Here is a 19428-nt window from a genome sequence, read left to right as displayed (position 1 = left end):
AATACCGGTCTATTTTGCGCGACGGGTTTTTTGCTTGCGCAAGTGGCCGCGCAACTCTTGAAGGCATTGGGCCTTGCTCTCAAATTTGATGTTCGCTGTTTACCGTCCTCAATACATTTGCGAAGTGGAAGGACTTCTCAATAATCCAGTTTACCGTGCATTGCTTTTGGGTGATAAACATCTGGGCTTCGGAACCGATAAGGTAAGAGCCTTTGACGAAACCGTTTCTCCTTTCGCCGGTTTTGAAGAAAGTTACTCAAAGGGTTTTGAAGATCTTTACGATTTGCTTCCACCCGCACGAAAAATTCTCTACGCAACACCGAACATCATTGCCCAGCCCAAAGGCTGGCAAATACTGCACGAGGTAAAAGGCCGGCAATTTGTTTTTGAGGCCGGCGATACCTCTGCGTCAAGTTCGTTCGATCTTGTTCCCTTGCGCGAACAGCATGTTGAGCAAATGATGCAACTGGCGGCGCTGACAAAGCCGGGACCTTTTGGCCCGCGCACCATTGCCTTTGGACATTACTTCGGCATTTTTGAAAACGAACGACTCGTGGCCATGACGGGTCAGCGTTTACACGTGCAAAACTTTACAGAAATCAGCGCCGTTTGCACGCATCCCGGCTATCTGGGCAAGGGTTACGCGGCTGCTTTGGTGCAGCACCAGGTAAACCTGATTTGTAGTGGGGGACAACATCCTTTTCTGCATGTTCGTGCAGACAACGAGAGGGCTATCTCACTTTATCAGCGCCTTGGCTTTACCGTACGCGGGCCTATGAATTTTTATTTTATGAGAAAGCAATGAAGTTGGTGCGGGACTGCTTTTTGCAGGCTGTTCAATAATCCTGCGCGGCAAGCGCGGTCAAAGAACGTCTACAGCAATCTTTTATACATCAACAATTAAATTTTGACTCATGAAAAAAAGTTTAGTCAGCGCCCTTTTGATGACGATTGTTGCAATGACGCTTCACGCACAATGGAGTACCGATCCCTTGGTTGGAACGCTTGTTTCCACTTCGTCGGTAGCCAATTCCAAAACCAGTAACGTTGCTGTTACTGATGGCGCTGGCGGCTCCTTCATAGGCTGGATTGATACAAGGTTAGGAGCGCCAAACACTATTTACGTTCAGCGCATTCTTTCTAACGGTACAAAGAAATTTTCCAGCGATGTTGTGGTTTCAAACGCAACAGGTGCGCAGTCATCTGCCAAAACAAACCTGTACATGATTGGCGACGGCGCTGGCGGTGTGATTTGCGTGTGGCAGGATGCCCGCAACGAGTCAACTTTCTTTCCCTCGAACGACGATATTTACGGGCAGCGAATTGATGCAAACGGAAACGTTTTGTGGGCAGCCAACGGTGTGAGATTGACCGTATCGGATAATTCAGTTTCCGGGAAAACAGCCCCTGTCATTGACCTTGTAAACGCAACGGAAGCCATCGTGGTTTTTGGCGATACCCGGAACGGAGCGATCAATTTGTTTGCTCAAAAAATTTTGTTGAGTACGGGTGCAAGTCAATGGGCAAATGATGCAAGCATAAGCGGTTCCGTTGCCGGCACGCAAAATCAGCAGCAAGTCGCAAACGATGGAACTGGTGGCCTGTATATTGTTTGGCAGGATCAACGTGCAGGCGCATCATCGGCCGATGTTTATGCGCAACACGTCAACAACAGCGGCGGCATTGTTACAGGCTGGGGCGCCAACGGAACGGTGGTTGCCAACGGAAGTAACATTCAAAACGAACCGCAACTGGTAAGCTTGGGTACATCCGGATTTATTACCACCTGGGAAGATGCAAGAAGCGCTGCCGGTGCTTACGATATTTATGCGCAACGTTTTGATGCTGCCGGTGCTGTCCAGTGGACAGCCGGCGGCGTAGCCTTGTGTACAGCCACTCTCATTCAAACCAATCCGCAGATTGTTGCAAGCGGAAGCAATTATATCGTTGCATGGAGCGATGGCCGTGCCGGTGCAACAGACAGAGATGTTTATGCGCAGGCTGTGGACGGAAGCGGCACAACCTTGTGGACTGCAAACGGTGTGAACGTTTCAAATGTATCCGGCACCAACCAGCCTTTTACCTACACGGCGAACGCACTGGCAATCGGTATTTCGATGGCATCGGATGGAAGCAGCGGCGCTGTCATTGCCTGGGACGATGCAAGAATTTCGGCTGCAAACGTGGACGTTTATGCGCAACGCATCAGTTCAACCGGAACCTTGCTTTGGTCGCCCTCAACGGGTGTGGCGGTGAGCACGGCCACCGGCAACCAGGTTTCGCCGGTAATTGTTCCAACCCTTAACAATGGCGTCATCGTTTCGTGGCGTGATGGCCGCAGCGGTCTTGCAAACAGTGAAATTTTCGCAGCCCGTGTGCAGTCAAGCGGCACGCTTCCCCTTCGCTCTTTAACGCTTACGGCTACGGCTAAAACTTCGTCTGTTGACCTAAAGTGGAATACCGTTGATGAAAGCAACCTTTCTTTTTTCAGCGTTGAGAAAAGTCTTGATGGTGCGACTTTTTCAACCGTTGGATCGGTAAATGCGATTGGCAGTGGGAACAACGGTTATGTTTTAGCGGACAATCATCCGGCTAAAGGAACAAACTTTTACCGCATCAAATCTGTTGATGTGAACAAGAGCTATGCTTATTCCGCTACTACAGCCATTGATTTTAGCGGTGGCCTAAAAGTATCGTTGGTAGTTTCTCCCAATCCGGTGCGAGGCTTGGCTACGCTGCAACTGAACAATCTTGCCAACGGAATCTATGTTCTGACCGTTCGTGATTTGGCGGGTCGCGTTCTCATGCGGCAATCGCTTTCCGTTGCGGGCAATTACCAGCAAACGACACTCTTTTTGCAGGGTTTGGCCGCAGGCTCGTACCTCGTTCAAGTAGAAGGCAACAAGACAGCGTTCAGTACACAAATTCAAAAAGAATAAAAGCCTGGAGAGTGTGGCATTGTTGGTTTGAAAGAGAAAAATTTTGAGACAAAATCAAGGCAAAAGCCGTAGCGAAATCAATGGCTTTTTGTACAGAAGTATTCGTGGCGGCATCTTCACTTTGCCTCTCACTTTTTTGAGATTCTGCCGGCAGACGGCACTCTTTAACTGATGCAATAAACGAGGTTTCCCAATTGGCGGCGGTTGGTTCTGTTTGTGCGAGTGAGCAGGTGCAAAGCAGTAAAGCAGTGGCGAAGAGAAGCAGGTGGAGGATAGTCTTTGTCATACGCTTTGTTTTGTACAACAAGAGTATTTCATATCAGAACGTTCTTTTCGCTACCGTCAACAAACAACGGGTTAGCGTAAACAAACAACGCCACTGCTTTATCATGAAGTTTGCTCGAGTAACAAGAGAGAAGCCTAATGAAACTGTGTTGATTGACCAATTTGGGTTGTTCATTTACCCGGATGTCAATCCCGTAGCCTCTACAACGTCAGGAGAAAGATTTGCCGATATTTATCCGTATAAACAGCGTGATGAAATCGCTCGACGTAAAATTGTTACGGTTTTATTTATGGACTGGACTTGCCTTCCTTTTTTTGAGCGCATTTAGTTCTTTGCACATTTATCCCAACCGTTTCCTGGCCCTTGCGTTCAACAATCTTTGGGGCGTTATTTATGTTACCGTTCTCAATTTTATACTTTTTGAATATTCTGTTCCCTTTGTGTTGCGGAAAAGAAAATTTGTGATCAACAATATCCTTCTCGGGATTTTTCTTTTGTGGGTTCACATGATATTGTACTCCTACTGCTATTACGTTTGGCGGCTGTTGGGAATTCAACTGGGTATTTATACCCCGCTAAAATCATTTTCCTCGCTGGGACAGGCGCTCGAAAACCAGATGGCATACAGCGTTGGCTCTGTTTTCTTTTTCGGCATTGTGCGGCACGTTTACAATTACACCAAACTCAAACAAGCCACACAACAATTGCGCATTCAAAAACAGGAAGCGGAATTGAATTACCTGCGCTCCCAAACCAACCCGCATTTTTTGTTCAACACGCTGAACAATATTTATTCCCTGGCAAGAGACAAATCAGACCTTGCGCCGGAATCTATTTTGCGCTTGTCGAAAATCCTGCGCTTTATGCTGTACGAAACCGGTGGCGACTACATCAGCATCGAGCAGGAAATTAAAATTATTGATGATTATATTTCGCTTGAAACTTTGCGTTATGACGAAACGCTGCGCATCAATTTTAATTACGATATAGAAGACATGAAGCAGGCGGTGCCGCCGCTTTTGTTGATTCCGCTGGTCGAGAATGCCTTCAAGCACGGCGTTTCCGAAACAAGAGACCAACCCTTTGTGGACGTTCATCTTTCGTTGCGGCAACGGCAACTTTCCTTCGTGGTAAAAAATTCTGCGGAAGCTGTTTCTGCAGAAGGAGGTGTAAAAGAAAACATCGGCCTTGCCAATCTGCGGCGCCAATTGGAATTGCTTTACAAAGAATTTACATTATTCGTTCAGCACGAAAAAGCTGTGTTTACAGCCGAACTAAAAATCAACCTGTCAAGCCATGTCTAACATCAAATGCATTGTTGTAGAAGATGAGCCGTTGGCCGTAAAAGTTTTGGTGGATTATATTTCGCAAGTGCCGTTCTTAGAACTTCAGGCAACGTTTAAAGATGCCTTGCTGGCCACCGATTACCTGCGGGAACACAACACGGATTTGATTTTTTTAGATATTCATTTGCCCAAGCTGAAAGGCATGGCTTTTTTAAAAACATTAGCGCATCCACCCGCCGTTATCATCACCACAGCTTACCATCAATACGCGGTGGAAGGATTTAACTTGAACGTAACCGACTACTTGCTGAAGCCATTCGGGTTTGAACGTTTTTTAGTAGCTGTCAACAAAGTAAAAACATCACAAAGAGTGCTGCACGAACCAAAGGAAAATGCGGAGCAAAAAGATTACCTCTTTTTAAACGTGCAAAAAAAGAAGGTGAAGATTTTGTTTGCCGACATTGTTTACGTCGAAAGCCAAAGGGAATACATCAGAATTGTAACCACAAGCAAAGTGTTTGTTTCCAAAATGAGCACAAACGAGATGGAAGAATTGCTGCCGTCGCATCTCTTCAAACGCATTCATCGTTCGTTCATCGTCTCGGTCAGCAAGATTGAATCTTATACTGCCGAAGCGGTTGACGTAAACGGCGTGTCCATTCCCGTTGGCAGAGGTTATCGCGATGTGATTGAAAATCTATAGCGTTCTTAAATCTTCGGCAGCTTCCATCCGTTGTGATAATCCGGTATGCGCAAATGTTCGGCTTCTTTCTGTGCGAACTTGTTTGCGGCCGCATCCCAAAAAATGGTTTCACCGGTGCGGTAAGCAATGTTGCCCATGTGCGAATTAACCGCTACTCTCACCCCGGCTTCTATCGGGCAGTTCAATCTTTCTTTCTTCCTTGATTTTACCGCTTCAATAAAATTTGTCGTGTGTTTGTCCAGGCCTTTGTCGCTTTGCGCTTGCCAGGCTACGGCTTCCATCAGTGGCTTGTCTTTTTCTTTGTCGGGGCGTACTTCCCAGCCGCTGCGGTTGAGCAAGAGTGTACCGTTGTGGCCAATGAAAGCAATGCCGTGTTGCATGCCGTAAAGTCCAACGCCGGTTGAAAGATTTTGTTCCCAGGTCATTTGAAAGTCGCCGTAATCGTACAAGGCCGTCATCACATCCGGCGTTTCGCGTGCATCGGTTGGAAAAACGTATTTGCCGCCCGAAGCCGTAACGGATTTTGGTACGTCCGCCTTCATGCCCATCAACACCATGTCAATGAGGTGCACCCCCCAATCGGTCATCAGGCCGCCGGCATAATCCCAAAACCAGCGGAACTCATAATGAAATCGGTTCTTGTTGAAGGGCCTTTTTTCTGCCGGGCCTAACCACATGTTGTAATCAACACCGGCAGGCGTGGGTTCGTTGGGCACAACGGGCAAGGGCGTGGTGCCGCCGCGATACATCCAGGCTTTTGCCGACGTGACCTTGCCCAACTTGCCGCTGTGCACAAAGGCAATGGCGTCCTGAAAATGTTGCTGGCTGCGTTGCCACTGCGCCACTTGCACAATGCGGTTGGAGCGATTGGCGGCGGCCAGCATTTGCTGCGCTTCGTAAATGGAATTGGCAACGGGCTTCTCCTGAAAAATATCTTTGCCCGCGGCAATTGCGTCAGTCATTATCAGGCAATGCCAGTGGTCGGGTGTGGCAATGACGACGGCATCAATGTCTTTGTTCGCCAGGAGTTTCCGGTAATCGGTATAGAGAGTGGGGCGAATGTTGATCTTTTCCAAATCGGCTTTACGCTGCGACAAAATGTTTTGGTCAATGTCGCACAGCGCAATGCACTGAACCTCGGACATGCGGAGCAACGACGTGATGTTGTTCCATCCTTGTCCTTTGCAACCAATCAGCCCAATGCGAATGACATCGGAAGGCGAAACCTGTTTGCGTATAGCAGCCAATACTTCCATCGGAACGGCGGCTGCTATGCCGGTTCCCACTCCTGTAAAAAGGGTATTGCGAAGAAAATGCCGTCTGTTCATGCGAAATGGATTTGGTTTGGTGAATGCTAAATGTAAAAAAGATTTTTTCTACTGCGGGTATCACGCTTTATCAGGTAATGTCTCAGTTTGAAATTTTAATACAAAATCAGCAATAAAGTACTTTTATAGTATTATGAAATCAAGGTTTTGTAAGTTCTTCGCCGTCGTTATTTTTTCACTACTGGTTATGTTATACTCTTCCGTTTCAGCACAAGAGCAATCACCATACGTTCGAATCGCAAAAATTACGGTGGACTCTGCTCAACTTGAAAATTATAAATCGGCCTTAAAAGAACACGCAGAAGCGGCTGTTCGGAAAGAGCCGGGTGTATTGACATTGTATGCTGTGTATGACAAAGATCACCCGACAAACGTAACGGTGTTTGAAATTTATGCAAGTGTGTCTGCTTACCAATCACATATTAAAACGCAGCATTTTTTAAAATACAAGTCCACGGTAAAGGACATGGTTAAGTCACTTGTTCTTACCGACGTAGTGCCGATTGCCCTCGAAGCAAAACAAAAAGTTTCAAACTGAGACAGCAGTCATCATTGCCATTGTTTTCCCGCTTTAAAATTTTCCGAAGCCAACGAATCAGCAACCTGGATAATGCTTCCTTTTATTGCGCCATTATCCGACAACCATTGCTCTGTTATCAACACGCCGGCCTTATCGCAGTAATCAATTTCAACCGCAGCGCCGTTTATTCGCAACAAGGCATAGCCGTTAAAGCCAAGCCCTGAACCCGGCGATGTTTCGCGTTTGTCCACCATCACCAGTTTTGAAAAACCTTTTTGGCTTTCGCTTTTTTTGAAGCCAAGTTCAATGGGCATGCCACCGTGACCAATGCAACGGCCGTAAGCCGTAACGCCGTTTTTCAACTGTGCTTTATCATACATCGAAAATTTATGTTCGTGACCGAAGAGCCAAACAATGGGTCTGTCCTTACCAATGAAGCTTGCAAGTTGTTCAGCAGGTTTTGTGTATTCGGCTTCGCCTTTAAATGCTGAAAGATATTGGTGATGCGTAAGTACGATGATGCCGCGTTTGTCAGCCGGATCGCCCAGCTTCACATCGTTGGCTAACCAGTTCATCAACTTGTCATCGAAACGGCAATTGGGTGAAAGAAAAGAGATCATTTCAAGCAAGGGAATTTTACCAATGGAATGGTAGCCTGTATCCAAACCAAGAATGCGCCAGTGATCGTTTTCCAAACAAAAAAATGCCGCGCCTTGCCCGTTGAAATTTCCGTTGCTGCCTTTCATGCCGAGTGCGGGCAAAAGGTCTCGGTAATACGCAATGCCTCTTGCGTACATTTCGTGGTTGCCCAAGAGCACAAAGCTTCCTTGCGAGCCACGCGGCCAGGGGCAATCATTGCCCAAAAAATTGGCGGCAATTTCTTTGGGTTCGCCCACGTAATAGGTATCGCCCAAATGAACCGTGAACTGCGGATTTTGTTCCGCCATCTTTGTGGCCACTTCGCAGGATTCAAACGTAAACGTGGCCCAATCGGCTACTACGCCAATGACGGTTTCACCTTCGTTGTTCAATTTGTAAACGCCGCGGTCTCCGCCGGTATATTCGGCATAATCAGCCTTTTTTCCAAAGCGGTTAATGACGTAGTATTTCAACCATTGCCAAACGGTTTTGGTAGTGAATTGTGCCAACAAATGCAGCTTGCGCTGCGTTGCGGTTTTTATTTCGCCGGTAGCTTCTTTTGCATCGGCGCTTGCTTCCGATTTTTTTACTTCGGTATTAAAATGATTGGCGGCAACGGAGCGGCTCAGGCCTTTGTAATCGTCCTGGCTGCGCATTTGTGTGAGCGGTTGATCGGCCATAAAATAATTTTAGAAGCGGTGTTGAAATTTTGGCTTTGCTTTCAATGACTGTTGTTCGATAAAAACTACGGATGACTGTTAAAATGCGTTGGTGTTTTGCCGGTAAAATTTTGCAGAAGCGTTTGCACAGAGAGAGGACAGAACAAGATACGGCGCAAGCTTGGTTTGCACAATTCCTTTACAAAATTGCTGATTTGGCTTAGTCCTTTCATTCGCATGCAACGGTCTGTTTTCTAAATTGCAAGACCGTTCAAAGGGCGCAGGACAGTGGCAGCGCCAAAATTGCTATCTTAAACCCGCTTAATAACCACACGCTATATGAAGAAAAACAGCTTGCTTCTTTTTTCTCTTTTCGTTTGCTTTTTTGCTGCTGCACAAAAGGCTTGGAAACCCTTGTTTAACGGCAAAGATCTTTCCGGTTGGAAACAATTAAACGGCAAAGCAAAATACACCGTGCAAAACGGCGAAATCGTTGGCAAAACGGTGATGGGTGAACCAAACTCTTTTCTCGTTACCGACAAAGATTACGGCGACTTTGCGCTGGAGTTTGAATACATTGTTGACAGCACGATGAACTCCGGCGTGCAGTTTCGCAGCGAGAGCAAGGCCGATTACATGAACGGCCGCGTACACGGTTACCAATTTGAGATTGATCCTTCGCCGCGCAGATGGAGCGGCGGCATTTACGACGAGGCCCGCCGCGACTGGCTTTACGCAATGGACCTGAATCCTTCTGCCAAACCGGCTTTCAAACAAGGCCAGTGGAACAAAGCAAGAGTTGAGTGCATCGGCAACAGTTTGCGTACCTGGTTAAACGGCGTGCCTTGCGCTTACGTAATTGACGACCTAACGCCAAAAGGTTTTATCGCTTTGCAGGTTCACGCCATCGGCAAAAAAGAAGACGAGGGAAGACAGATACGCTGGCGCAACATCCGCATTCAAACCGAAGGGGTGAAACCTTCGCCGCTCAACAATATTTTTGTGGTGAACCTTCTTTCAAACAATTTATCTGAAGCAGAAAAAAGAAACGGTGTATCGCTTTTGTGGGATGGCCAAACAACGGCCGGCTGGCGCGGTGCGTACAAAGATAAATTTCCCGAAAAAGGCTGGGAAATTAAAGACGGCACGTTGAACGTGCTTGGTTCAAACGGCGCCGAATCAACCAACGGCGGCGATGTTGTTACCGAAGGTGAATATGGTGCCTTTATTCTTCAATTTGATTTTAAACTCACCGAAGGGGCCAACAGCGGCGTCAAATATTTCGTAACGGAAAAAGAGGCCAACAGCGGTTCCGCCATTGGATTGGAATATCAGATTTTAGACGACGAAAGGCATCCTGATGCAAAGCTTGGTGTGGTGGGAAACAGGACGCTTGCATCGTTGTATGATCTTATTCCTTCTTTACCTGAAAAAAGAGCACGAAGAAAAATAGGCGAATGGAACCGCGGCATGATCGTCGTTTATCCCGATAATCACATAGAGCATTGGCTCAACGGTTGGAAAGTATTGGAGTATCAACGGGGCGCTCCGTATTACTATGCCTTGGTTGCAAGAAGCAAGTTTGCGCAATGGCCAAATTTCGGTATGGCGCCGAAAGGCCATATCTTGTTGCAAGACCACGGTAATGCGGTTTCGTTTCGCAGCATTAAAATACAAGAGTTGAAATAGATGACGGATGAAAGATGATTGATGACAGCTTCTTAATTCATAACTCATAACTCATAATTCATAATTGTTTATGTCTTCACGCAGAAAATTCATCAAGCAAACATCGTCCGCGGCAGCCGGAATTTATCTTGGTTCCATGGGCTTCAGCGCAAAAAGTTACGGCCGCATCATTGGTGCGAACGATCGCGTAAGAGTCGGTGTCGTCGGCTTCTCCGATCGTCACCGCAGCTCGCACATGCCTTCGTTTATGAACCATTACAAGGAATTAAATTTTGATGTCGTTGCTGTCTCGGACATCTGGAAGATGCGGCGTGAAGAAGGCGCTGCGGCATGGAAAGAAAAGATGGGACACGACGTGACAGCCTATCGCAACAACGAAGAAATGTACGGTGCAAAAGCAGTGGACGCGGTGTTTATCAGCACGGCAGATTTTCAGCACGCATTGCATTGCATTGAAGCGGTACATGCGGGTTGTGATGCTTACGTTGAAAAGCCTTTTGCCGAAACTATGGATGATGCGAACGCTGCGCTGAAAGCCGTAAAAGCATCAAAGCAAATTGTACAAATCGGTTCGCAACGGAGAAGCGGCGGTAACTATCAGGCTGCTGCTGATTATATCCAAAGCGGAAAGTTTGGCCCGATTACGATGGTAGAGTTAACCTGGAACGTAAATCAGCCCGGCCGCTGGCGCAGGCCTGCACTCGTTTCAAAAATCAGGGAAGAAGACACGGATTGGAAACGTTTTTTGATGAACCGCCCGGCCGATACCTGGGACCCAAGAAAATATTTAGAATACCGTTTGTTCTGGCCATATTCATCGGGCTTGCCCGGACAGTGGATGAGTCACCAGATTGACACCGTGCATTGGTTTTCGGGACTTCCGCATCCGCGCAGCGTGACGGCCAACGGCGGTATTTACGCATGGAAGGACGGCCGCAAAAACTGGGATACAATCACCGCCGCTTTTGATTACGGTCCGCTGAACGATCCGTCAACGGGTTTCCAGGTTGTGTTCATGTCGCGCATGCACAACGGCGACGAACATCCTTCTGAATTATATTATTCAAACGGCGGCGAACTCAATCTCATCACCAACAAAGTTTCACCAAAAGGCGGCCTTACAAAAAAGTTTGCTGAAGACATGAACATGAAGCAAAACCTTTTGCCCGAAATGGATTTGGTGAAAGAAAAAGTGGAAGTAATTGCCTCTGCAAACACCGGCGGCGACCCGCTCACGAGTGCACACGTACGCAATTGGATGGAATGCGTGCGCAGCCGCAAAACGCCGCATGCGCCGGTGGAAGCGGGTTACAATCACTCCATTGCCTGCATCATGACCAATGCTGCCGTGCACACCGGCGGCAAAGCCACGTTTGATGAAAAGAGCGGACAAGTGATGGTGAACGGGAAGGTGTTTAAATACTGAGCCGAAGAGTTGTAAGTTCTAAGGAACAAGTTTATTGCAATAGAATATTCATAAAAGAAGGAATCAAAAGTTCAAAGACAATCAATCATGAAATACATTTTTGCGCTGATTTTATTTTCAATGATGAATGCAAATATTTATGCGCAAGACAAAGGCTTCCGGTTTGCAGAAAACAAAGACAAGAAGGAAGTTGCTGTTTTGTACAACGGCAAATTGCTTACGGCTTATTGTTATTATGATTCCGTGCGCAAGCCGATTCTCTTTCCTGTGAATACGCTCGACGGCATTACGGTAACACGCGGCTGGCCGCTTGCACCGCGTGCCGGCGAACGCACCGACCATCCTCACCACAACGGCATGTGGATGAATTACGAATCGGTGAACAGCCTTGATTTCTGGAACAACTCTACCGCCATTGAACCTGCGAAACGAAACCTGTACGGCACCATCAGGCACGATGAAGTGGTAAGCGCCAAGGTTGACAACGACAAAGCAACGCTTATTACAAGGGCCAGTTGGGTACATCCCGACGGACACGTATTGCTAAAAGAAAAAACAACGCATGTTTTTACCGTTCGCAACAACGAACTTTTTATTGACCGCACCACAACGTTGACTGCGCAAAAAGAAGACGTTGTTTTCAAAGATGCGAAAGATGGTTTTTTTGCCATGCGTGTAGCAAGAGAATTAGAAATGCCTTCCGACCAACCCGATGTTTTTACCGATGCGATGGGCAACAAAACAACCATGCAAAAAATGGCAAGTAAGGAAGGTGTGACCGGCAATTACATCGCCAGCAACGGAAGAACCGGCGACTCGGTGTGGAGCACCAAAGGCCAGTGGACAATGTTGCAGGGCAGGAAGGACGGAAAAGATATCACCATCGGCATGTTTGATCATCCAAAGAACGTAGGTTATCCTACCTATTGGCACGCAAGAGGCTACGGTCTGTTTGCGCTCAATCCATTGGGAAGAAAAGTTTTCAGCAACGGTGCAGAAGAATTAAACTTCACGCTAAAGCCGGGTCAATCCGCCACGTTTAAGTACGAAGTCGTAATTGCCTCAGGCAAGAAATTAAGCGCAAAAGAAATGAATGATCTGGCTGATGAATTTGGCCGTTCGTCGCATTAAGTTTTTAAACGGCGCAGGAATAAAATTCCCGTTAAAAGAATTGCACGTTCCAAGAGCGTTTAAATTCTTTGCCGGCAGCCAAAGCAACAATCCCTTCTTTGTGTTGCAGTTGTCCATCTGCATTCACGCTGTCGGCTATGCCTTGCCAGGGCTCAATGCAAACGAAATCAGCGCCGGATGCGGCCCAAATACCAAGGAAAGGGAAGCCGGTAAAATCAAAATGAAGACCGCGTGGTGTTTTATCGGAAACAAGTTTTACAAAACGCGATTGAAGATGCTTGAACACCAACGCATCGTTTTTCAAAAGATCTTTTGAAAGCGGCAACTCATGGCTGTTCTTCAACAAAAGCTGCGGCTTTTTTTCAATCAGTCCTTCTTTGCTGATGGGCCAACGTTCCAAGTTTTCTTCTTTTTCAAACACCAGTTTGTAATCTTCATACTTCGTTCCATCAACCAGCGGCAGTTTAAACGCCGGATGGCCGCCAACAGAAAAAAACATTTCATCGTCACCTGTGTTCTGAACGCAATACGTCACTTGCAAGGAATCATCGTTCAAGGTATAAATGATGGAGAAAAGAAATGGAAATGGATAAACAGCCAGCGTGCTTTCATCGCTTTCAATCAAAAAGGTGATTGAAGTATCACGTTGTTCTGTAACAACAAATGTTTTGTCGCGGGCAAAGCCGTGACGCGATAAGAAATAGGTTTTACCGTTGTAGAAATAGGACTTGTTCTTTAGTTCGCCCACAACAGGAAACAGAACAGGAGAGGTCTTAGCCCAATAAGCCGGGTCGCCGCTCCACATGTATTCAATCTTGTGTAAAAGATGAAAGGCGCTTTTGAGTTCGGCGCCTTTCTCGTTAATTAAAATTTTCAGTTGTGCGTTTTGAATGTTTTGCATGAGAATGTGTTCAATGCTTGCAGAATGTTACTGCGTAATTTTTACCGGCACTTCAAGGTTTTCCCACTTCAGCACAAAGCCTTTCCCGTTGACGGTATAAGTCAGCCGTTCGTTCATTGCAGAAGATTTCATTGGCTTTGCCGTAACCGTCAGCACATTGTTAGCGGGATCAAAATTGGCTTCGCCACTGCGCTTGATGCCCCACTGTCCGGTTTGCGAATTAAAAATAAACTGCCATTCTTTTTCGCCCGGCTGCGCAAACAAACTGTATTTGCCGGCGGGCAAGGTTTTGCCTTCTACTTTGATGGCTTTGTCTGTCGTAAAGATGGTGGCTTCGTTTGCACCGGCACGCCATGCTTTATCATAGGGAACAAGGTCGCCCCAAATTTTCCGTCCCTTCATTGAGGGGCTGCTGTAATTGATGGTAACGGTAGCGTTGCCGATTTTTCCGTTTGTTGAATCGGGCGGACTGGCTCGTTTCGATTTGTCAGCTTGTGCCGATGCGGTTGCGCCGAACGCAAACAAAGCCAGCGTTGAGGCCAGCAAAATTTTTTTGAATTGATTGTTCATAACGAGGATGATTTGCCGATTAAGTTAGGGTTTATTCTGCCTGCGGGCAAACGGAAGTTGAAGGGCGGTTGGAGAACTTGATTGCGGAAATGATGCGCAGAATCTTGTTGCCGGTTCTGTTTCGGAAACGCATCAGGAATCCGCCGTTTTGTGCGTAAAGCGAAGGAGAACAAATTCAGCCGGCCGTACAACGGCCACACCAATTTCAATGATCAATCGGCCTGCGAGCACATCAAGCTGCGTCATCGTTTGTCCCAATCCAACATGTACAAAAAACGCTTCGCTTGTTTTTGCACCCAGTAAGGCGCCGGCACGCCATTGTTGGGTCAAATAATTTTCAACTTGCGTTCGCACTTTAATCCATGTATGTTGATCGTTGGGTTCGAACACAACCCAGGCCGTTTCCCTGTTCACCCATTCTTCAATCCGAATGAGAAGCGGCGTTCGCAGTGGAGAAAAATTGGACATGATGACGACTTTGATTTTACAAAATAACGCAAACCTGTTTTGCCGGCTGCAGAATGGATTATCTTCCTTCAAATTCTTTTGGATGAAAATAAAAGCTTTGCTCCTTTGCGCAATCTGCTTCCTTCTTTTCTGTTCTGCAAGTTTCGGTCAGCAAAAACCAAACGCGAAAGGAACCGTAGAACGCATAAAAGTTCACGGCAAATTTTTGGAAGGCAATCTTGGTGGTGATGATGCGGATCGTTCCGTTTCGGTGTACTTACCGGCGAGTTACAAAACATCGCCTTCGCGCCGTTATCCCGTTGTTTATTTTCTGCACGGCTATACCGATGACGACGCAAAATTTTACGGCGATAAAAAGCATTGGATGAAATTGCCACCGGTTTTGGATTCGGCTTTTGCGAGTGGAAGCGTTCACGAAATGATTCTGGTAACTCCCGATGCCTTCACGCAATTCCAGGGAAGCATGTATTCGGCTTCAATCACCACCGGCGATTGGGAAGACTTTGTTGCCAAAGAATTGGTGGCTTACGTGGATGCGCATTACCGCACATTGCCACAAGCCGAAAGCCGCGGCTTGTGTGGCCATTCGATGGGCGGTTACGGCGCTCTGCGCATTGGCGAAAAGCACCCCGAGATATTTTCCGCGGTTTATTTGCTCAGTCCTTGCTGCCTTAATTCTTCGCCCGTTGTTGAATCATCCATTCCAAAAAATTTTTTACGTGCCGACAGCATCAAAACAATTGATGAATTCGCGAAAACTGATTTCGGAACAAAGATTGTTTTTGCGTCGGCGGCGGCCTGGTCGCCCAATCCCGCGCAGCCGCCTTTTTATCTCGACCTTCCGGTGAAAGACGGAAAACTGCAAACATCGGTGCTGCAAAAATGGGACGCCAACAGGCCGCTGAACAGTCTTGATCAATACATCGTCAACCTCAAAAAATTAAAAGGCATTGGCTTTGATGCCGGCACGCGGGACGAAGCCATTGCGGCCAGCATACAAACCTTGGACGCGGAATTGAACAAGTACCGCATCAAACATTCCTTTGAAATTTACGAAGGCACACACACCAACCGCATCGCGGAAAGAATCGGCAAAAAAATGCTTTCTTTTTTTTCAGAGAATTTGTCGTTTGCGCAAGGAAAGAAATGAATGAAGCCAACTGCATTGCTACTGTGAAGCATCGTTGCGTCGCACTCTTGTACGGCTTGTTCATTATGCAGCAACGAACGTAAGCCATTACCAGTTCTACGAGTTTACACAACGCCGCAAAGCCATAGCATAGCCAACGTGCAAGCCGTCGTGAAAGTCAAGAAAAGAAACGACGTCTTCGATGGAATTAATCGCCACGCCGTAGCGTGTTGTCCATGCAGGATAAGTTGAGAATTTTTTGTTTTCGTAATCGCGTTGCAGATCGTCAATGGTTGACAGCAGCAATTTTTTTATTTGCGCCACCTCAGCTTCTGTGGCTTGTTCCTGCGGTTTTGATTCAGGCTTGAATTGATCGAAGAAGGCCTCGTCAACAATCAACGGCAATCCTGCGCGGCGGTAACAAACGCCTTGCTGCGCCGCTACGATGTGGCCCGCGTTCCAGATGATGTTGTTGTTAAAGCCCTGCGGAATTTTGTTGAGTTGTTCAAGCGATAAGCCGTCAAGAAGGCTGATTAAAAACTGCCTTGTCTTGCGAAGGATTTCAAATTGTTTTTCCATGCAATAAATTTAAGCCGCTTAATTTTCCTGCATGGCGCGATTTATTTTGATTGGTCTTTTGTTTTTGTTTTCGTTGCTTGTTGTCTTTCGTGCGCCAACGAATTTGCTTTGGTACGTTTCTATTTTGGTGACGGAATTTTGTTGGATATTTTCCTTTCTCCTTCTTGTGCTCCTGTTTTGGAATACCGGCGATACAAAATATCATTTGCTTACAACCATCATTGGCATTGCGGCGCTCCTTGTTTACAGTTTACCTGTTGTACAAGCGATGCGGCTTGCCCGAACGCTCCCAAAAAATTTTGAAACTGCGTTTGGAAAAATTCCTTCAAGAAAATCATCGTTTCATCCATTGCAAATGATAACCGGGATTGGCGCAAGGCAGGTTGCTTTCAAATCGCTTTTGTACGATGCGGCAAACAAGCTCTCGCTTGATTTTTATCCGTCGGTTATTCGCGGCGTCAGGCCTTGCGTTGTTGTCATTCACGGTGGCTCCTGGGCCGGTGGTGACAGCAAACAGCTTTCCGATTTAAGCAGCGAGTTGGCCAAAGCCGGTTATCACGTTGCCAGCATCAATTATCGCCTGGCACCACAACATCATTTTCCTGCGCCCTTGCAAGATGTAAAAACGGCAATGGATTATTTGTGCGGGCACGCAAGTTCTCTTTCGATTGATACAACCGCTTTTACTTTACTCGGCCGCAGTGCCGGCGGGCAGATTGCCTTGTCGGCCGCTTACACAATGAACGATAGCCGCATTAACGGCGTGATAAGTTTTTACGGACCTACGGACATGATCTGGGGTTACGAGAATCCAACGAGTCCGCTGGTGCTCGACAGCCGCAAAGTGATGGAAGATTATTTGGGTGGAACCTTGCAACAGGCGCCGGAACAATACAGGGAAAGTTCTGCAACGGAAACGGTTAGCGAACACACGCCACCAATCTTGCTTTTTTACGGCGAGAACGATCCGTTGGTTTCGCCGCGGCACGGCAACCGGCTCACAAAAAAGTTAGACGAAAAAGGTATCAAGTATTTTGCACTCTATCTCTCTTGGGCTACGCATGGTTTTGATTACACAATCAATGGTCCGGCAGGACAATTAAGCACTTGGGTGGTGAAAGAATTTTTAGCGGTGGTGAATAAACGATGAGAGGTTTTTTGAACCGAACGTTTGTCTATCTATTGAGCTTTCGTTGCGTCGCACTCTTGTGCGTTCTTATCGCTATTGAGCACTAACGGTTCAGGTGTTTCTGCCAGTGGTGGCAGTTGTCTTCCTGTTGCTGGATCAAAGTTATGTGGTTCAATAGTATTTCAAAAGCGGATTGAGTTCATACCGCCACCATTGCAGAAACATTTTGTTAGCGGCTGGTCATAGTTCAAATTCAGCTTTGTCCATTAATATGCGGTTTGTATAAACGTCTTGCCAGTCTTTGTAAAGTATGGTCTTTGGATATTTTCCATCGGCATGGCTGTACTCCGACCAGGTCAAATGCACAACGGCATAACCGTAGTCATTGTTTGATAGCTGAAAAAGGACGTCATCATTGTCCTGTCTACGGGCTATGGTTTTAGCTTGCTTACCGTATAGGAGATGCTTTGAACTTATTTCCTTTTGCAGTTGTTCGGTCAATGCTTGGCTTGTCCAATACCAGGGCTCTGGAAGTTCAAGGGGTAATTCAAATTTGTTTTCTAAATCTATCATGGTGGTTGAGCCACTTGCCGCTAACAGTTGCATTGCCGCAACTGCGGGTATAAATATACTCTGCTAATCAACAAAATTTTATACCCGCGGCTAAGTTGCTGAATAGAATTACCGAACGCACAAGAGTGCGACGCAACAGGTGATGCCAAGAATTACATCAGCTGGTAACAAAACTTGCCAACAGCTTCTGTTGCTAATCGTCAAAGTACGTTAAGGCTTTAACTCCGCCGCAAGCTTCTGCATGATGTCTTTCTCAATCATCTTCTGCGCCAGCGCCAGCATGTTTTTAAAGGCTTTTGCTTTGGAAATTCCGTGGCCGATAATCACCGGCTTGTTGATGCCGAGCACCGGCGTGCCGCCGTAATTTTCAAAATTGAAAAGATCGAAGTATTCGTGCTTGATGCCTTTGCGTTCGGTGATTTCAAAAAGGCTTTCGGCCATTTTTAAAACGATGTTGCCGGTGAAGCCGTCGCACACAAGCACGTCGGCTTTGTCAATGAAAATATCGCGGCCTTCGGCATTGCCCACAAAATTTATGTGCTTGTTTTCTTTCAAGAGGGGATAAGTGGCTTGCGCCAAAAGATTGCCCTTGCCTTCTTCTTCGCCGATGTTCAACAAAGCCACACGCGGCTTATTAATGCCCAAAATGTTTTGTGCGTAAACGCTGCCCATGATGGCAAACTGGTTCAGTTGTTCGGGCTTGCAATCGGAGTTGAGGCCTACGTCGAGCAGCAAACCCGTTTGCCCGGCTTCCTTTGGAATGATGGTGGAGATGGTGGGGCGCAAAACGCCTTCGATGGTTTTGAGCGAGTACAAAGCGCCAACGAGCATGGCACCGGTATTGCCCGCACTGATGAACGCATCCGTATGGCCCTTCGCCAGGGCTCCAAAGCCTACAGCTATAGAGGATTGCGGCTTTTCTTTCAAAGCCTTGGTCGGGTGCTCGTGCATGTCAATGACCTGCGGTGCGTGCACAACCGAATAAGATGCTTGCGGCAAGTCCGCACCGGCCAGCAGGGCGTTCAGTTTTTCTTCATCGCCAATCAAAACCACTTGCGCTGCGTCGCCTGCTTCCTGTAAATAATCTTTTACACCCTTGAGCACTTCGTGTGGAGCGAAGTCGCCGCCCATGGCGTCAATGCCTATCTTCATATTGTCCCAAAAATAAAAAATCCATTATCCCGCCAAGTGGGGGAAAATGGATAAGGCAAAATTTCGTTGCGCTTATTTCTTGATGGGCGATGTTTCGGCAACCACCTGTCCTTTGTAGTACAGTTTACCTTCGCTCACGTGTGCACGGTGACGAACGTGCAATTCACCCGTAGTTTTATCGGTAGAAAGCGTGGCGGCTTCAGCTTTGTAGTGCGTTCTGCGCTTGGCGCTTCTTTGCTGCGAATGTCTGCGTTTGGGATTTGGCATAACTCAGATATTTAAACGAGATTTCTAATTATTGTTTGTGATTAAAATTGACTA

The 19428-nt window shown here is 46.9% G+C and carries 20 protein-coding genes; 10 read left to right on the top strand and 10 right to left on the bottom strand.

Annotated features, from left to right (window positions below):
* Positions 1-88 precede the first annotated feature (88 nt).
* Positions 89-805: a GNAT family N-acetyltransferase gene (locus tag FSB75_RS10325; RefSeq protein ID WP_146786645.1), complete on the top strand. Its 717-nt coding sequence runs from the start codon at positions 89-91 to the stop codon at positions 803-805.
* Positions 806-914: 109 nt separating this feature from the next.
* Entirely contained in the window at positions 915-2939 is a 2025-nt protein-coding gene (locus tag FSB75_RS10320; RefSeq protein ID WP_146786642.1) for a T9SS type A sorting domain-containing protein, read from the top strand.
* Here FSB75_RS10320 and FSB75_RS10315 read toward each other — a convergent pair.
* Complete coding sequence (locus tag FSB75_RS10315; protein WP_146786639.1) at positions 2914-3243, bottom strand: hypothetical protein; 330 nt, start codon at positions 3241-3243, stop codon at positions 2914-2916. The two genes, FSB75_RS10320 and FSB75_RS10315, sit on opposite strands and share 26 nt — an antisense overlap.
* Before the next feature lie 233 nt (positions 3244-3476).
* Between FSB75_RS10315 and FSB75_RS10310 the strand changes: the two genes are divergently transcribed.
* Complete coding sequence (locus FSB75_RS10310) at positions 3477-4529, top strand: sensor histidine kinase (protein WP_227990906.1); 1053 nt, start codon at positions 3477-3479, stop codon at positions 4527-4529.
* On the top strand, positions 4522-5214 hold the full coding sequence (locus FSB75_RS10305) for a LytR/AlgR family response regulator transcription factor (protein ID WP_146786633.1): 693 nt from the start codon (positions 4522-4524) through the stop codon (positions 5212-5214). The genes FSB75_RS10310 and FSB75_RS10305 overlap by 8 nt, the downstream gene beginning before the upstream one ends.
* A 5-nt stretch (positions 5215-5219) precedes the next feature.
* Here the strand turns inward: FSB75_RS10305 and FSB75_RS10300 are convergent, their stop codons facing one another.
* Positions 5220-6542: a Gfo/Idh/MocA family protein gene (locus FSB75_RS10300; protein WP_146786630.1), complete on the bottom strand. Its 1323-nt coding sequence runs from the start codon at positions 6540-6542 to the stop codon at positions 5220-5222.
* A 187-nt stretch (positions 6543-6729) separates the two neighbouring features.
* Here FSB75_RS10300 and FSB75_RS10295 point away from each other — a divergent pair, with 187 nt between their 5' ends.
* Positions 6730-7080: a putative quinol monooxygenase gene (locus tag FSB75_RS10295; protein ID WP_146786627.1), complete on the top strand. Its 351-nt coding sequence runs from the start codon at positions 6730-6732 to the stop codon at positions 7078-7080.
* Between the two features lie 11 nt (positions 7081-7091).
* On the opposite strand, the gene FSB75_RS10290 is transcribed toward FSB75_RS10295, so the two are convergent.
* On the bottom strand, positions 7092-8381 hold the full coding sequence (locus FSB75_RS10290; RefSeq protein WP_146786624.1) for a metallophosphoesterase family protein: 1290 nt from the start codon (positions 8379-8381) through the stop codon (positions 7092-7094).
* A 318-nt stretch (positions 8382-8699) separates the two neighbouring features.
* Between FSB75_RS10290 and FSB75_RS10285 the strand changes: the two genes are divergently transcribed.
* The 3 genes from FSB75_RS10285 to FSB75_RS10275 all read left to right on the top strand — a co-directional run bounded on the left by FSB75_RS10285 (position 8700) and on the right by FSB75_RS10275 (position 12606).
* Complete coding sequence (locus FSB75_RS10285) at positions 8700-10049, top strand: 3-keto-disaccharide hydrolase (protein WP_146786621.1); 1350 nt, start codon at positions 8700-8702, stop codon at positions 10047-10049.
* A 70-nt stretch (positions 10050-10119) separates the two neighbouring features.
* The gene (locus tag FSB75_RS10280; RefSeq protein ID WP_146786618.1) at positions 10120-11475 is read left to right on the top strand and encodes a Gfo/Idh/MocA family protein; all 1356 of its coding nucleotides are present in this window, start codon (positions 10120-10122) and stop codon (positions 11473-11475) included.
* An 87-nt stretch (positions 11476-11562) separates the two neighbouring features.
* Positions 11563-12606: a DUF6807 domain-containing protein gene (locus FSB75_RS10275; protein ID WP_146786615.1), complete on the top strand. Its 1044-nt coding sequence runs from the start codon at positions 11563-11565 to the stop codon at positions 12604-12606.
* A 31-nt stretch (positions 12607-12637) separates the two neighbouring features.
* On the opposite strand, the gene FSB75_RS10270 is transcribed toward FSB75_RS10275, so the two are convergent.
* The 3 genes from FSB75_RS10270 to FSB75_RS10260 all read right to left on the bottom strand — a co-directional run bounded on the left by FSB75_RS10270 (position 12638) and on the right by FSB75_RS10260 (position 14545).
* Positions 12638-13507, bottom strand: coding sequence for an aldose 1-epimerase family protein (locus tag FSB75_RS10270; RefSeq protein ID WP_146786612.1), 870 nt, complete (start codon positions 13505-13507; stop codon positions 12638-12640).
* 27 nt (positions 13508-13534) lie between these two features.
* Positions 13535-14077 (bottom strand): DUF2911 domain-containing protein, encoded by a 543-nt coding sequence (locus FSB75_RS10265; protein WP_146786609.1) that lies wholly within the window; start codon positions 14075-14077, stop codon positions 13535-13537.
* A gap of 132 nt (positions 14078-14209) precedes the next feature.
* The gene (locus FSB75_RS10260) at positions 14210-14545 is read right to left on the bottom strand and encodes a phage tail sheath C-terminal domain-containing protein (protein WP_146786606.1); all 336 of its coding nucleotides are present in this window, start codon (positions 14543-14545) and stop codon (positions 14210-14212) included.
* Between the two features lie 82 nt (positions 14546-14627).
* On the opposite strand from FSB75_RS10260, the gene FSB75_RS10255 reads away from it, so the two are divergent.
* A complete protein-coding gene (locus tag FSB75_RS10255) occupies positions 14628-15695 on the top strand; it encodes an alpha/beta hydrolase (RefSeq protein ID WP_146786603.1) in 1068 nt (355 codons plus the stop codon).
* A gap of 96 nt (positions 15696-15791) precedes the next feature.
* On the opposite strand, the gene FSB75_RS10250 is transcribed toward FSB75_RS10255, so the two are convergent.
* On the bottom strand, positions 15792-16253 hold the full coding sequence (locus FSB75_RS10250; RefSeq protein WP_146786599.1) for a DinB family protein: 462 nt from the start codon (positions 16251-16253) through the stop codon (positions 15792-15794).
* A 31-nt stretch (positions 16254-16284) separates the two neighbouring features.
* Between FSB75_RS10250 and FSB75_RS10245 the strand changes: the two genes are divergently transcribed.
* Positions 16285-17403: an alpha/beta hydrolase gene (locus FSB75_RS10245; RefSeq protein WP_146786596.1), complete on the top strand. Its 1119-nt coding sequence runs from the start codon at positions 16285-16287 to the stop codon at positions 17401-17403.
* 219 nt (positions 17404-17622) lie between these two features.
* Here the strand turns inward: FSB75_RS10245 and FSB75_RS10240 are convergent, their stop codons facing one another.
* From FSB75_RS10240 to rpmF, 3 genes are all read right to left on the bottom strand, one after another.
* Positions 17623-17955 (bottom strand): hypothetical protein, encoded by a 333-nt coding sequence (locus FSB75_RS10240; protein ID WP_146786593.1) that lies wholly within the window; start codon positions 17953-17955, stop codon positions 17623-17625.
* Between the two features lie 210 nt (positions 17956-18165).
* Positions 18166-19107 (bottom strand): phosphate acyltransferase PlsX, encoded by a 942-nt coding sequence (gene plsX, locus FSB75_RS10235; protein WP_146786590.1) that lies wholly within the window; start codon positions 19105-19107, stop codon positions 18166-18168.
* Between the two features lie 72 nt (positions 19108-19179).
* A complete protein-coding gene (gene rpmF / locus FSB75_RS10230; protein WP_146786587.1) occupies positions 19180-19374 on the bottom strand; it encodes a 50S ribosomal protein L32 in 195 nt (64 codons plus the stop codon).
* Between the last annotated feature and the right edge of the window lie 54 nt (positions 19375-19428).

This window comes from Flavisolibacter ginsenosidimutans (genome assembly GCF_007970805.1).
GTDB classification, from domain to species: Bacteria; Bacteroidota; Bacteroidia; order Chitinophagales; family Chitinophagaceae; genus Flavisolibacter; species Flavisolibacter ginsenosidimutans.
Note: the sequence above shows the minus strand (reverse complement) of the source record. Positions and strands in the feature narration are given on the sequence as shown.

What these genes read in the sequence shown, in the direction of transcription:
- FSB75_RS10325 (WP_146786645.1), top strand. Translation starts at nt 89, where the DNA reads ATGTTCGCTGTTTACCGTCCTCAATACATTTGCGAAGTGGAAGGACTT.
- FSB75_RS10320 (WP_146786642.1), top strand. Translation starts at nt 915, where the DNA reads ATGAAAAAAAGTTTAGTCAGCGCCCTTTTGATGACGATTGTTGCAATG.
- FSB75_RS10310 (WP_227990906.1), top strand. Translation starts at nt 3,477, where the DNA reads ATGAAATCGCTCGACGTAAAATTGTTACGGTTTTATTTATGGACTGGA.
- FSB75_RS10305 (WP_146786633.1), top strand. Translation starts at nt 4,522, where the DNA reads ATGTCTAACATCAAATGCATTGTTGTAGAAGATGAGCCGTTGGCCGTA.
- FSB75_RS10300 (WP_146786630.1), bottom strand. Translation starts at nt 6,542, where the DNA reads ATGAACAGACGGCATTTTCTTCGCAATACCCTTTTTACAGGAGTGGGA.
- FSB75_RS10295 (WP_146786627.1), top strand. Translation starts at nt 6,730, where the DNA reads ATGTTATACTCTTCCGTTTCAGCACAAGAGCAATCACCATACGTTCGA.
- FSB75_RS10290 (WP_146786624.1), bottom strand. Translation starts at nt 8,381, where the DNA reads ATGGCCGATCAACCGCTCACACAAATGCGCAGCCAGGACGATTACAAA.
- FSB75_RS10285 (WP_146786621.1), top strand. Translation starts at nt 8,700, where the DNA reads ATGAAGAAAAACAGCTTGCTTCTTTTTTCTCTTTTCGTTTGCTTTTTT.
- FSB75_RS10280 (WP_146786618.1), top strand. Translation starts at nt 10,120, where the DNA reads ATGTCTTCACGCAGAAAATTCATCAAGCAAACATCGTCCGCGGCAGCC.
- FSB75_RS10275 (WP_146786615.1), top strand. Translation starts at nt 11,563, where the DNA reads ATGAAATACATTTTTGCGCTGATTTTATTTTCAATGATGAATGCAAAT.
- FSB75_RS10270 (WP_146786612.1), bottom strand. Translation starts at nt 13,507, where the DNA reads ATGCAAAACATTCAAAACGCACAACTGAAAATTTTAATTAACGAGAAA.
- FSB75_RS10265 (WP_146786609.1), bottom strand. Translation starts at nt 14,077, where the DNA reads ATGAACAATCAATTCAAAAAAATTTTGCTGGCCTCAACGCTGGCTTTG.
- FSB75_RS10260 (WP_146786606.1), bottom strand. Translation starts at nt 14,545, where the DNA reads ATGTCCAATTTTTCTCCACTGCGAACGCCGCTTCTCATTCGGATTGAA.
- FSB75_RS10255 (WP_146786603.1), top strand. Translation starts at nt 14,628, where the DNA reads ATGAAAATAAAAGCTTTGCTCCTTTGCGCAATCTGCTTCCTTCTTTTC.
- FSB75_RS10250 (WP_146786599.1), bottom strand. Translation starts at nt 16,253, where the DNA reads ATGGAAAAACAATTTGAAATCCTTCGCAAGACAAGGCAGTTTTTAATC.
- FSB75_RS10245 (WP_146786596.1), top strand. Translation starts at nt 16,285, where the DNA reads ATGGCGCGATTTATTTTGATTGGTCTTTTGTTTTTGTTTTCGTTGCTT.
- FSB75_RS10240 (WP_146786593.1), bottom strand. Translation starts at nt 17,955, where the DNA reads ATGATAGATTTAGAAAACAAATTTGAATTACCCCTTGAACTTCCAGAG.
- plsX (WP_146786590.1), bottom strand. Translation starts at nt 19,107, where the DNA reads ATGAAGATAGGCATTGACGCCATGGGCGGCGACTTCGCTCCACACGAA.
- rpmF (WP_146786587.1), bottom strand. Translation starts at nt 19,374, where the DNA reads ATGCCAAATCCCAAACGCAGACATTCGCAGCAAAGAAGCGCCAAGCGC.